Source organism: Psychrobacter sp. VH5, from assembly GCF_050572635.1.
GTDB lineage: Bacteria > Pseudomonadota > Gammaproteobacteria > Pseudomonadales > Moraxellaceae > Psychrobacter > Psychrobacter celer.
In genome coordinates, this window is sequence record NZ_CP192145.1 from 587,296 (window position 1) to 600,464 (window position 13,169).

The following is a 13,169-nucleotide window of genomic DNA, read 5'->3' on the forward strand; positions in this document are numbered from 1 at the left end:
TATCTGTACTTGCAGCAAGGATAACGCTAGTATAGTGTCTATATTTTCATTACAATAAAGCAACAATGCTGAAGGGGCTAGGCGAATTGTCAGCACAGCCCTCGATGTCCATTAATGAATGGTTTTTATATTAGCGCTGATGCTAATGGTATATTCATTATCTAAAATACTCTACTGACCTTATTATTGGTCAGATAAAGGACACCTATGTTTGCCCATATCATTACTCAACGTCAATTACCGCAAGCCTGTGCCACAAGCCAGCCATCTGATGGCTTATCACTCAACTGTCGTCAAAGTAGCCATCGCCATCTATGTGTTGCAATCGCGGCGGCTTTGAGCTTGACGGCCTTACAAGCTCATGCTGCGATAGACGAGCAAACTTATCGGGAGCTGCCAGTTCCAGACGCAGCGTTTGAGTATGAGGATTATGAGGTGCCGCACAGCGAGGCCGATACTGAGCAACCAGCGAGCGCAGAGGCAGGTAAGCAAAACCGTAAAGTGGTCAGTAAAGAGTTTATCGCCAAACAAGCAAAACTGTTTGCTGAATGTACCGAGGTAAAGCTGGCGACCGCGCGTTTGGCTTGTTTTGATAAAGTGGCAGAGCAAGGCAAAACGCCGAGCTATACCACCACCAAACAGCCTGTGGACTTAGCCAAAACCTTTCAAAGCACACTGTCAGGCAACCCGCAAGTGGTGTTTGTAGAAGAAAGCTCTACCATCACAACCGATAGCAGCAGCACCGTCGCTGCCGAGCTGCCCCAACAAGCGGCGTCCTCGCCTGAGACGCAGAGTCTAGACACAGTGGGGTTGACCCAACGAGAAGCCAAAGTGCTCGAAAGTGTCGGTGTCAAGCAAACGGACATCGAAAAGTACACCCCGCTGAGCCTATCTTATGATTTGGATAAAAATAGTGAGCGCGGTACTTGGACCGTCAGACCTTATCGTCCAACCTACTTACTGCCGCTGTTTTATACCTTTGACCCTAACTTGGGGCCAAGCAGCCCTTCACAAGACACCGAGTCTTTTACGTCCAATGACGTCCGTGAGACGGAGCTGAAGTTTCAGCTGTCGTTAAAGACCAAAGTGGCAGAGGACGTGTTTGATAGTAGTGCTGATTTATGGTTTGGCTATACCCAAGAGTCGCATTGGCAGGTATATAACGAGGACAACTCTCGGCCATTTCGCGCCACCGACTATCAGCCTGAGATATTTTTGACCCAGCCTGTGACTGCTGATTTACCCTTTGGCGGCCGTCTACGTATGCTAGGTGCAGGTGCCATTCACCACTCTAATGGCCAAGATGATCCGTTATCGCGTTCGTGGAACCGCGCGTATCTGATGGCAGGGGCTGAATGGGGCAAATTGTCGGTCGTACCGCGGCTCTGGGCGCGCGTCAATAACGAAAGCAGCAGCAGCGAAGACAACCCTGATATCGAAGACTACATGGGCTATGGTGATATCAAATTCCTATACGATCTGCCAGATCAGCAAAGCCTAAGCGGCACGTTGCGCTATAACCCCAGCACCAACAAAGGCGCGGCGCAGATCGACTACATTTATCCACTGACCGAAAACGTCAACGGCTATGTACAGCTGTTCCAAGGCTATGGCGAGTCTATCATCGACTATAACCACGAAAACACCTCCATCGGTTTTGGTATCGTCTTAAATGATTGGAAGGGGTTTTAAGGCCTTATCGGCGTCGACGGTCTTTGACTGCTAAGGAGTACAAGCAATGCGCCGACTGGCTCCTTATCAAACTGGACTATGGCTGGCAGAGTATATAGATATACGCTGCCAGCTATGCCGCGTATATCGCAGCACCGCACCATCCCAGCTGCTGTCTTCCCATCTATCCCCAGACTCTCCTCCGATTGCTGATTCAATGCTTACCGATATTTACCGTGGTAAGGTTGCTCGGTATATCCATCGTCACTTGAGTCGCGGTCTGCTCTGTGCTCATTGCCATCATGGTATTACATGGCTGCCCAAACCATTTAGAGTCGATATCGCAGCTGGCAGCGCCTTGAGCATTCAGGCGTCTACTTTTTATGACTATCCTATTCGGCAAGCCATTCGCGCTTTCAAGCATGACGAAGACATGAGCAAACTGCCACTGCTGCTCCATGCGATTCGTCAACTACCACGGCCACATGGCTGCCATCACGATAATGCTGTCATCGTCGCGATGCCAACCACCCCTCAACGTCTGGTAAAACGTGGCTTTGATCCGGTCAGTATCTTAGCCGTACAGCTGTCTAAGCATTGGCAGATACCGCTATGGCAAGGTGTCCGGCGTATCGATCACACCGTCAGCCAGCAAGGCCTAACACGCGCTGAGCGCCTCAGTAATCTCAATAATGCTTTTGTGCTGACCGAAACCCCGCCAGTTAAACGTTTACTGCTGTTCGATGATGTCGCAACCACAGGCGCGAGCCTACAGGCGCTGGGCCGCGCTTTGTATAAGCCAGCTACCAATACCGCCTCTGCGTCCTCATTGCCGACCAACCGCTATCATCTATCTGCCTATGCACTCGCTCATGGGAGTCAGTATCGTTAGTCATTTATAAAGTATGAACGGTACTTCTATAATGACTAATATGTTGCTAAGATGTTGCCTAACCGCTATATTATTAACTCAATATATATAAATTTGTTAGCTGATATTAATCGAAAGCTATAATTAACTTTTAAGTATCTGATTTAAAATATATTTTTCTATAGCTAGCATGTGGTTTTATGGAATAAAAATTGCATGCCTTATAGTGAAGAATAAAAGAAAGTGACCTTTCCCTACTGATTGGTAGTTAAATGTTTTAGCAGGTAAGAGTTACGAGGTCTTTTAGATTGACTACTGGCAAATGGATCATTATGAGACAGACGGTAGACGTTATAAATAGGAATGGGATGTGAGAGCCTCTAAGAATAGCCTGTCGCCTACAATACAAATGAGAAGCTCAGGGTTTACCTTGATTGAGCTGATGGTGACGATCGCTGTGCTCGCTATTATTGTCGGTATCGCAGCGCCTAGCATTAGTACGCAGTTGGCCAATCAGCGCGTAAAGGCAACGGCGAATACGTTGGCTAATGCGTTAAAAGAGGCGAAGGTTGAGAGCGTGATCCGAAGACAAGAGGTCGCGATGATATATCGCAGCAGCAGTACGCCAAACGCTATCATCGTACAAGATGCTGATGACGTGGTGCTATTTACTTATCCAGTTCATCAAAAAAGCTCTGTCACTATCAACCCGAGTACTGCAGGGACAGTCATTTTTCGGCCAAATAAGATAATTACCAGTGACAATGATGTTGTATATACAGTTTGTGATAGTGGATCGAGCAATGAGACTCCAAAACAAGTACGTATCAACAAAGTGGCCAATATTAGTATTATAAACTCTGGAAGCTGCTGATGAATATTGCATCCAAACAAACAGGCGTGGGACTGATCGAAGTTATGGTAGCGTTATTGCTACTGAGCATAGCAATACTTGGCTATAGTGCTTTGCAAGCGCAAGCTATCAAGGCTACTGATGAATCGATGGAACGCTCTCAATCATTAGTAATGATGCGAAATATAGCAGAAAAAATTCATGCGAATCCCTCTGCTATAGTGACTTATGCAACTGGGTTAAATTCACCATATGCTTCATCTAATGCGCCTAACAAGAAATGCGGCTTAGACGGAACGTCAGTTAATCAGCTTTGTAATCCAACAGAGTTAGCCGAGGCAGAGAGCTACACGCTCAAGGCAGAATTACAAAACTATGAGTTTCAAATACAAATGCACCCTTGCCCTAATACTGGTGGTACAGGTGCTGATGCTGCCGATAATATTATGTATTCATATTGTCTAATATCTGCATGGGGAGAAACTACGCCTACTATCGGTACAAATGACGAAACTGACTGTTTGACTGAAAGGGTAATCGGAGATGATGATAAGTTAGAAGTCGCAGGTGGTAGTTATCATTCTAAAGCTACTTGTATGATGATGGAGATATGATATGAATTTAAATCATCACGGATCACTCTCATCAAAAATTATGAAGAGCAGGCTACTCTACAGTCATATACAAGTACTCCAAAAAGAAAGCGGTTTTACTTTGGTCGAACTAATGATCGCTTTAGTACTTGGACTTTTGGTCTCAGCAGCGGCATTACAGATATTTTATACCAGTTCAGTCAACAGTCGTAGACAAGAAGCTAGTTCCCAAATTCAGGACAATGCTATTTTTGGCTTTTCCCAAATGCAAAAAAACTTAAGACGCACTAACTATGGTGCTAAATCGACTGATGCTTATGATGAATTCTTTATGAATCATTTGACACCGCAAGGAGGCGTAGTGTTGACAGCGCCGGATGGTAGCTTGTCTGCCCCAGGAAAATGGTTAAGTGGCAATTTATCGGGTTTGGTGTTGGATGGTGATCCCATATCAACAGACTTACTATCTAAAAGTGCATGGACGAGAAGTAGCAGTAACCTAAGCGTGGGTAATAGCGATCAATTAACTATTCAATATCAAGCAGGTAGAGGTGATTTGTTTGATTGTCAAGGTAACGCTATTCCAGAAGAGTTCTATGTGATCGAGCGTTACTTTGTACGTGCAGATGAAACAGTGACACCAAATGTATTAGGGCTAGCATGTGCTTCAGCTATCTACGACTATGATGAAAGTTTGGCTGGAAGTAGTGCAGGCCTTGATATTGCAAGCTACGTCGACTCTGACGGTGATACTAAAGATAACAATCTATCTGGTAACGGCACAATAATCATACCCAATGTTGATTATTTTAGAGTGCTGTTGGGCGTATCGGATAGTGCAGGTTTTGCCACTTACCCCGATCGTGCTCGTGTTGCTTATATGCCCATTCCTACGTCTGGTAGTTTAGCAACAGACGATCAGCGTATTGTAAGCTTACAGATAGGCATATTATCCCGATCGGATAATCCAACAGCGACTCAGCAGTCTAATAGCGAATTGAGCTTTGATATACTCGATATAGCAGATGCAACGCTCAATCCAGCTGTTATTGCAGATGCTACTTATTTACGTAGTGTCTATGAGAGTACGATACTATTACGCAATGCCAGAGGTGGATTATGAGAAAGCGACCTTCTATAAGCTATCCTAGCTCATCTTTAGGTGCTCATAATCAGTCAGGCGCAGTACTTATCGTAGTGTTGTTTGTACTTATATTAATTATGATAGTGGGCACGATTGCAGTGAGACAAAGCACTACAGATCTAAAAGTAGCGACCGCCGATCAAGTAAATAAACTCTTGTTTCAGGCAAACGATGCCGCTTTGATGAAAGTAGAAAAAGAAGATCGTATCTTGAGTGAGCGCCGTGGTAATGTTGATACGCTCAAAGGCTATATGTCAGCGACACAAAGAGAAGGACATGAGGTAAACTTTTGTGTGCGGCCGCGTAGCACCAGACTGTTTAGTATTCTTGAGATTAGCGAGCTAAATAAGGACAGCGCACTATTGACTGATAAGAATAACGGCTATTGCGACCCTAGTAATGACGATGATTATGTTAGTGAGGGCCGAGTCATAACGCAAATGACCTTTGTGAGACCTACTGTAACAGAAGATGCAGGCATTTTTTATAAAGAAGTTGAAGGTACACTATCAAACGATTTTGAAAAACCGGAAACAGGCGGCAACGTCACGATTGAGTGTACGAGCTTTGTAGGTTACGTAACTTCAATTATACCAGCATTATCTCAGGCACCTTTAGGCAATACTGGTACCAGTATGAATGACACTACTACTATCGCTGGCTGTCTTAAAAAACCTAGGACAGGAGTAGATACAGTTGATACCTGCTTGACCGCATTAGGTGTGCCATTCCAAACACAGCAACAAACCTATCTCAATCAACCTGTGGGTGTCGAATGTGTTTCTGGAAGTTAAGAAAGACGACTTGATAGACCATCACAGACTAGATGAAGGATGTGATTTTCCTAAAAAAATCAAAAATATATGGGTGATTATCATGAAAATCGTAAATAACAAAATAAATAGTGCATCCCATCCTCCTGTCAAAGGTTGGTCTCTAAAAGTAATGTCTGCTGTAGTCTTAGGAAGTATGGCAAGTAATGTAGGTCATACGTCTGATTTAGAAATATATCAAGGTGCGACCTATGGCAATGCATCTATCATGATGATGCTTGATAACTCAGGTAGTATGGATACTAGAAGTATTAGTGAGGATTACCCAAATATTGATTTTAAGTATAGCTATACGGTTGAGGAAAAACAGCCAGTTTACGATGATGAAGGGAAAAATGTAGTTGATAACGTAGAGTATGAAGTGACCTACTATAAGACTAGCCGAAATAGTAATAATAAGTACTACGATCGTATATCACGGTTAAAAATGGCACTTGTCCCTATGTTTGCCAATCCGAAGAGTGATCAAGCGTTCGGTAAAGATATTGACCTCGCTAAATACAAGATTGGACTAGGTAGCTTTTTCTTCCAATCTCGATCTGAAGGCGGAGGTAAGATTGAATCGCCCGTATTAGATTTAACCCTTGATAATAGAAAAAAGTTAATTGACAAGATAGTTGGACTAAAACCAGAAACCAATACGCCAATAGCGAATGCTTATGCTGAAGCGGGTGCTTATATGCTAGGTACGCGTACCTATAATCTAGAGAATGAAACTAGATACGTAGAAGCTGGGTATTATGTGAGAGATCGTAACAGATACGACTTATACGAGTGCAGAGGAACCAGTTCTACTTTAAACACATCCGCTGGCTTCAAGCGTTATGAATGTAGCGAAGGATATACTAGACGACAAAATGATGTCGGATTCTATAGTCTCAATCCCAGCTTAATAGGAATAGGTAGTTCTGACTACACTTATGAATTGCGTAATGGAGGTTACTATTATAAAAGCGTCACAAAAGATTGGCCAGATTATAGTTACAGCGGTTTTGAGCGTTCAGCAGATAGTACTAAAAAACAACCAGATAAACTAACCTATCAATCGCCACTTGGCGATGAAGCCACTCAATGTGACGGTTACGGTATTTACTTCTTAACTGATGGTGTACCCAATAATGCTAATAGCAATACTATAGATTTGATGAACAGAAGCTTATCAGGTGGTTCGGTAAGTATGGGTAATTCTTGTGACTCTAATTTAACAAATACAAACAGTGCGTCCGGCTGGGAATCCGGTTGGGAATGTGTTGGTGAATACTCTAAAGCACTTTATAGTAAAAATAACCCTAAAAAAAATATCATTGCCACCGCAACTGTAGGATTCGGTAACGTATTTAAGCAGCTTACTGCACAAGGAAAAGTTACTAAAAATATCACCCGTCCTAGTGGTGCTGTAGAAACAGTTCAGGTGTATCAATGTGATGCGCCTGGTATCAGTCAAGATGCCAAGAATTTATGTAAACTGGGAGAAAAAGGTGAAGGCTACGGCGAAGGTGGTTTTTATTATACCGAAGAGCCTAAAGACATTGCTGAAAGTGTGCGTAAATTTATCGAAGATGTGAGTAAGGCCGAGATTGACCCAATATCAGCGGGTACGATGTCAGTACCTTTAGATAGCTTGGGTGGACTCAAGTCGCGTCAATTCGCTTACCTGCCAATACTTGAGCCGATTCCTAAGTCACCCTTGCTATGGAATGGTAACCTCAAGAAATATAAAGTAAAAAATGCAACATTGGTCGGTGCTGATGACAAATTCGTGTTTGCTGATGACACAGGGTTATTTGCAAAAAATACGCATGATTTATGGAATACTATCAGTAGTGATAACCGTCCAGATAATTTAAGACCAGATAGAGGAGCACCGCAAGTTGGTGGGGCGTATCAGAAGATTTTTGAAAATGTGAACGCGCCTACCATTGGTGATAGAAACCTATTTGTCGATAACGGTAGTGGTTTAACAAATTTAAAGGTTATAGATAAAAAACCGAAAAACTTTGACGCTTTGACGACTGCCAATGGGTATGACAATGATAAGAAACTGACCTTACTCAATTTTATGGGTTATAGCGAGCCGTCTGCTACAAATGTACAAGATGGTACAAAGCTAACGGCTACGAAAGATAAATGGTTAAAAAATATCGGTGGAGTGCTGCATTCTATACCACAGCTGATTACTCAAAAAGTTGATGTCAAAGCCTCTGGTGAGTTCGATAGTAGTAGTCGAAAAGACTATATTATTTATGGCTCTATGGATGGAGCGCTGCATATGGTAGATGACAGTACTGGTCAAGAGACTTTTACTTTTATACCAAAACATATCCTTGATTTGCAACCAGAAGCTATCACAGGTAATGGTACAGCCAAGGATGGCAGTTACCCATATGGAGTTGATGCACCTTGGTTAACGTATGTATCATACACGAACAAGTCCAAGACAGAGGGTGAAGGTGATGCGGCAACAACGACCAACAGTTACGAAGCTGATCAGAGTTTTGCTTTAGGCGGCCTACGTATGGGTGGCTCGATGTACTATGCGTTAGATGTCTCAGATGTGACCAAGCCTGAGATGATTTACAGTGTAGGTTCTAACTATGCCAACAAGTTGCAAGACGAGTCTACAGGTGAGACGACTGTTTTGGCGGGTACCAGAAATAACGTGACCAGTCTAGCAACAGATGAACAAAAAGCCTTTGCTCGTATGGGTCAAACTTGGGGTAAGCCTACTCTAGGTTATGTGAAAAGTGGTGGTAAAAAAGTAATGGTCAGCTTTTTGCCAGGTGGTTACGATACTTGTTATGAAGATCCAACGTTCAAGTTGGACACTAGCTATCCAACCAATACCCAGTGTAACAATAAGGCCACCGCGCAAGGTAGTGCAGTGTATATGGTGCAAGTGGGTGAGGTAGAGTCAAAAGCCAACAACGAAGATAAAGTAAATACCAAGAAAAATAATGGCAAATTGCTTTGGTGGGCAAGCAATGAAGGTAGTGCAAATGACAGTACCTCTCGTAGTAGCTCATTACAGTATTCTAAGTCAGCCGATCTAAGGCATAGTGTGGTCACACAAATCAGAGCGTTAGATCGCAATTATGATGGCTTTATCGATCATATCTATTTTGCAGATTTAGGCGGTCAGGTGTGGCGTGTTGATATCAACAACAATGAAGACACGGATAACTTCAAGATAGATCGCGTGGTCAAGGTATTAGACGTGAGCGATCAGGCTGACGGTAGTGACGCGCCCCCGCGTTTCTATGAGCGTCCCCTTGTTACTTTTTATAATGGAAGATTTGATTATAAAGATGCTAAAAATAACACAGGTAGTTATTCTGGTATCCAAGCGATGATAACAGTCGGTACGGGGGATCGCAGTAGTCCAGTAACTGCCGAAAGGAGCAAACCGGATGCGTTATATACGTTTATCGATAAGGATGTAACTCGTAGTGATTTATTTCATTATAAAAAAGATAAAGCGCCAGAAATGATTTTACGTACGCCAGTTATTAAAGTAAAAGGCCAGACAAGTAGGAACGATAAACTGCAAAGGCTTACATTCTCAGACACTGATATCGGTAGATCAGGTATCAAAAGTAATATGCAGAACAATATAGTGCAAGGTTGGTATATGCCATTGACACACTGGTTGGGAGAAGAAGAAAAGGTCGATGGAAAGTATAAACTAAAGATGTTTAATGAACCTGATGCTATTGCCAGTGTTTTGATAACTTCTTCATTCAATCCTGATAGAGGACAAGAGATAAAGGCTTGTAGCGCAGGTGTTAGAGGCTCGACTCAGCGTGAACGTACATGCTTGCCTTATGGCGTCTGCCTCGATACCTCGGGTAATGAAGTAGTAACAACACGCTCAACTTTCAATGCAGGATCAGGCATTGTAGATAATATTATCAGTCAGTTTAATGATACGTCAGTGTTTACCAGTTTGGTCAATCGCTGTGAAGGCGATGAATGCAAGCCCGAGCTCATCTGCCCTAACGGTAACTGTGGTAATGATCAACCACCTGTGTTTGAGGAGTGTACTGGTCCAGATTGTGGAGTCGGCAGTGGTATCAATACGGACAAACGTATCAATCCACTTAGCTGGATGGAACACTGACATGCTATTCAAGAGTAGTCGCAGGGCCGGTCAAGTAGGTTTTACTTTGATAGAACTGATGGTTACAGTAGCTATTATTGCTATCTTGGCGGCGATAGCAATACCGAGCTATCGCGCTTTTGTCATTCGTAACGCAGAAGCAGACGTACAGCGCAAGATGCTGGCGCTCTCAAACGAGCTTGAGCGGTGGCGCGCTAGAGCATTGACCTATAAAGGGTTTGAACCTCGGGCCGATGCTATCGCAGACAATACAGGGGCCATCAATCAGCCAGCGACCAATCCGCGCTACACCATCACGTTAGGTCACCTAGTAGGCAACCCGCCCTCAGCGACCTTTAGCACTTTGCACCAAGGTAGCGGCCGCGCTAACAACTGGATTATGGTAGCAACCCCTGTCGATCTAGTAGGCGCTGATAGTTTCTTATTATCAAGTCAAGGATTACGCTGCGCCAGTAATGATGCGTTTGATATTACAAAGGCGGATTGTACAGGAGCGACGACATGGTAGTGTCAGTATCATCGACAAACACATCGATCAAATACACCCGCCAAACTGGCTTTACTCTGATAGAGCTGATGATCGTCGTCGCCATCATCGGTGTACTCGCAGCGATTGCTTATCCTAGTTATCAGTCTTACGTCATAAAGACCAAGCGCGTCGATATGATGACAGAAATGCAGCAGATAGCATCAAGAATAGAAGCCAATAAAATCACATATAGACGCTATGATCGTATCCCGCTCAGTGAGATATTTAGCAATACGGTGAGTGGTGCTAGTACTACCTTTCCTAATAATGGAACAGCGCTTTATACTGTTGAGATTACTGCCGTTGACGGTACGGCGTTTGATGATAGGGACTGGCTCCTGACAGCTGTACCAATACCAGGCGGCCAGATGAAAAATGATGGCAATCTGACTCTTGATTTTGAGGGCGAGAAGTGCCGAGGCAGTGGTACGGATCAGGTATGTGGGTTTGGTGATGAGTGGAATGACTAAAAAATAGTCTGGCAACTGACAATTATTGTCAGTTATCGTAAGCCAAAGTAGCTGCCATTGACATAAACTGACACTTTTAGGTATGCTTAGCGTAACAATTAGTGTCAGTAGATAGCAGTATGGTAAGTATCTGCATGAAAATATCGATAAATAGCGATAAGAATTGGGCACTTAGTATATATACCTACTATGACTAATGATATTGGCACGCTATATGCATCTATTAGGGCACGAAAGACCAATACACTATATCCAATACCTAACATAACAAAAGATAGCGCGAGCGAATATCCGTTATCTTTATCCTCTCTAAAGGAGTTCTTATGAACGCTCAAAAAGGTTTTACCCTAATCGAACTAATGATCGTGGTTGCTATTATTGGTATTCTAGCTGCTGTTGCGATCCCTCAGTATCAGAACTATGTGGCTAAATCACAAGTATCACGTGTAATGAGTGAAACTGGTGCAATGAAGACAGCAATCGAAACTTGTGCACTAGATGGCAAGACAGCTGCAGAATGCCAAATCGGTTGGACAGCAAGCAATTTACTTGCTGCAGAGGATGATAAAGCAACTGGTACTGCTGAAAATACGGGACAAAAAGGGCTAAAAATCACATATCCTGGAGCTAATACAGCTGGTAATATTACTGCAACCTTTGGTCAAAGTGCAGCTCAAGCTATTAAAGGTGATGTATTAGTATGGACACGCTCTACTGATGGCGCTTGGACTTGTGGTACAAGTGTTGCCGATAAATATAAACCTGCTGGTTGTGATGATACTGTAACTAAACCATCAGGCGACGAGTAATAAGGTTTATTTTTAGTTGTAATATTTAAAAAGAGAAGGCTTGCCCTTCTCTTTTTTATTGAAAGCTTATTAATGTGATATTTTAGTATGAGAGCAATCATTATAAAAAATACTTTTATTATTGTAGTGTGCCTTGCTGTCATAATAGCGGGCACTTATATCTATACCACTTATCATCTAGCGATCAGTCGATTGTCTTATCATTTGCAGGCCCCTTTTATTGAGTCAAGCGTACGCTGCTCTGCTAATGCCCCTGAGTTTATGCAACCGCTTATGGATAACTTAGTTAAACAGCAGCAGTCTATGAGTAATCAGATTGTATATCAAGACGATAGCGGCGCGCTAAGCCATTGTGAAAGTGGTTGGGAAGATGGCTTCCGTGGTGACAAACCTTTAACAGTAGATAACCGCTTTCGTTATGCTAGCGTTTCAAAGGTTGTCACCTCAGCATTGATAATAGATCTAATTAATGAAGGCAAGCTAAGTTTAGATCAAAGACTACTTGATATTATTGATATTTCTGCGCCCAATGATACTCGTATCAATGATATTACCGTAGCTATGCTGCTGAGTCACAGCGCAGGATTTGACCGGGTTAAAACTTATACGCCAATGCTTACTATGAACGTCAAACCATGGTGTCCAACCGATCTTGATAAGCTTGCTACAATCCAGCTCGATTTTGATCCCAATACGCAGTTTCAGTACTCTAATGTCGGATATTGTCTATTAGGCGCTATTATAGAAGAAGTGACCCAAAAAAGCTTCCGTGAAGTCGTTAACAAGCACTATCAGCTTGATAGTCGTGATATCAAATTTGTAGATGATACTTTTTTTAATGATGAAATTGAATACGATTACCGTCGTGAGGATTTTTATAGTGACAGCTATATCAGACAGTTTGACTTTAAAGATTCATTGTCAGCAGTAGGAGGTTTATCAGGATCGGCAAAATCTATGGTGTTATTGACACGTGAGATGCTTGATGCTCAGCCGCTTAATATCTTATCACGAGCTAATACGCCTTGTGCTATTGATAAAATAGGGGGGTGCTACGGCTATGCTTTAGAGCCTTATCAGCAAAGTGGGCAAGATTTTACTATATATAATAAATCTGGGTTTTTCCCAGGGGTCAATACCGATATTTTTGTAGATGATCAGGGCGGAATACTGGCACTACATCGCGGTGCTAGTGCGCCTAATTTTGAGGTTAAAGAACAGTTGCATCAACAGGTATATACGAGCCTAAAAAGTCATTATGAAAATGATGAAAAGTAAG

General features: G+C 42.9%; 11 protein-coding genes. All 11 read left to right on the forward strand.

What is annotated here, in order from left to right; all coding sequences use genetic code 11:
- Positions 1-207 precede the first annotated feature (207 nt).
- Positions 208-1,692, forward strand: a complete 1,485-nt coding sequence (locus ACNFVB_RS02575; protein WP_430737998.1) for a phospholipase A — start codon at positions 208-210, stop codon at positions 1,690-1,692.
- Between the two features lie 46 nt (positions 1,693-1,738).
- Positions 1,739-2,563 (forward strand): ComF family protein, encoded by an 825-nt coding sequence (locus ACNFVB_RS02580; protein WP_430737999.1) that lies wholly within the window; start codon positions 1,739-1,741, stop codon positions 2,561-2,563.
- A gap of 388 nt (positions 2,564-2,951) precedes the next feature.
- Entirely contained in the window at positions 2,952-3,416 is a 465-nt protein-coding gene (locus ACNFVB_RS02585; protein WP_430738456.1) for a GspH/FimT family pseudopilin, read from the forward strand.
- Positions 3,416-4,009: a type IV pilus modification protein PilV gene (gene pilV, locus ACNFVB_RS02590; protein ID WP_430738000.1), complete on the forward strand. Its 594-nt coding sequence runs from the start codon at positions 3,416-3,418 to the stop codon at positions 4,007-4,009. The genes ACNFVB_RS02585 and pilV overlap by 1 nt, the downstream gene beginning before the upstream one ends.
- Position 4,010: 1 nt before the next feature.
- Positions 4,011-5,111: a PilW family protein gene (locus ACNFVB_RS02595; protein WP_430738001.1), complete on the forward strand. Its 1,101-nt coding sequence runs from the start codon at positions 4,011-4,013 to the stop codon at positions 5,109-5,111.
- Positions 5,108-5,926 carry a pilus assembly PilX family protein gene (locus ACNFVB_RS02600; RefSeq protein ID WP_430738002.1) on the forward strand — a complete coding sequence of 273 codons (819 nt, stop codon included), beginning with the start codon at positions 5,108-5,110 and terminating at the stop codon, positions 5,924-5,926. The genes ACNFVB_RS02595 and ACNFVB_RS02600 overlap by 4 nt, the downstream gene beginning before the upstream one ends.
- Positions 5,910-10,082, forward strand: coding sequence for a hypothetical protein (locus ACNFVB_RS02605; protein WP_430738003.1), 4,173 nt, complete (start codon positions 5,910-5,912; stop codon positions 10,080-10,082). Before ACNFVB_RS02600 ends, ACNFVB_RS02605 begins: the two co-directional genes overlap by 17 nt.
- Before the next feature lies 1 nt (position 10,083).
- The gene (locus ACNFVB_RS02610) at positions 10,084-10,590 is read left to right on the forward strand and encodes a type IV pilin protein (protein ID WP_430738004.1); all 507 of its coding nucleotides are present in this window, start codon (positions 10,084-10,086) and stop codon (positions 10,588-10,590) included.
- Positions 10,584-11,081, forward strand: a complete 498-nt coding sequence (locus ACNFVB_RS02615) for a type IV pilin protein (protein ID WP_430738005.1) — start codon at positions 10,584-10,586, stop codon at positions 11,079-11,081. Before ACNFVB_RS02610 ends, ACNFVB_RS02615 begins: the two co-directional genes overlap by 7 nt.
- A gap of 323 nt (positions 11,082-11,404) precedes the next feature.
- Positions 11,405-11,890 carry a pilin gene (locus ACNFVB_RS02620; RefSeq protein WP_430738006.1) on the forward strand — a complete coding sequence of 162 codons (486 nt, stop codon included), beginning with the start codon at positions 11,405-11,407 and terminating at the stop codon, positions 11,888-11,890.
- Between the two features lie 87 nt (positions 11,891-11,977).
- The gene (locus tag ACNFVB_RS02625) at positions 11,978-13,168 is read left to right on the forward strand and encodes a serine hydrolase domain-containing protein (RefSeq protein ID WP_430738007.1); all 1,191 of its coding nucleotides are present in this window, start codon (positions 11,978-11,980) and stop codon (positions 13,166-13,168) included.
- Position 13,169: the final 1 nt, after the last annotated feature.

Coding starts and splice junctions, on each gene's coding strand:
- ACNFVB_RS02575 (WP_430737998.1), top strand. CDS start 208: ATGTTTGCCCATATCATTACTCAACGTCAATTACCGCAAGCCTGTGCC.
- ACNFVB_RS02580 (WP_430737999.1), top strand. CDS start 1,739: ATGCGCCGACTGGCTCCTTATCAAACTGGACTATGGCTGGCAGAGTAT.
- ACNFVB_RS02585 (WP_430738456.1), top strand. CDS start 2,952: ATGAGAAGCTCAGGGTTTACCTTGATTGAGCTGATGGTGACGATCGCT.
- pilV (WP_430738000.1), top strand. CDS start 3,416: ATGAATATTGCATCCAAACAAACAGGCGTGGGACTGATCGAAGTTATG.
- ACNFVB_RS02595 (WP_430738001.1), top strand. CDS start 4,011: ATGAATTTAAATCATCACGGATCACTCTCATCAAAAATTATGAAGAGC.
- ACNFVB_RS02600 (WP_430738002.1), top strand. CDS start 5,108: ATGAGAAAGCGACCTTCTATAAGCTATCCTAGCTCATCTTTAGGTGCT.
- ACNFVB_RS02610 (WP_430738004.1), top strand. CDS start 10,084: ATGCTATTCAAGAGTAGTCGCAGGGCCGGTCAAGTAGGTTTTACTTTG.
- ACNFVB_RS02615 (WP_430738005.1), top strand. CDS start 10,584: ATGGTAGTGTCAGTATCATCGACAAACACATCGATCAAATACACCCGC.
- ACNFVB_RS02620 (WP_430738006.1), top strand. CDS start 11,405: ATGAACGCTCAAAAAGGTTTTACCCTAATCGAACTAATGATCGTGGTT.
- ACNFVB_RS02625 (WP_430738007.1), top strand. CDS start 11,978: ATGAGAGCAATCATTATAAAAAATACTTTTATTATTGTAGTGTGCCTT.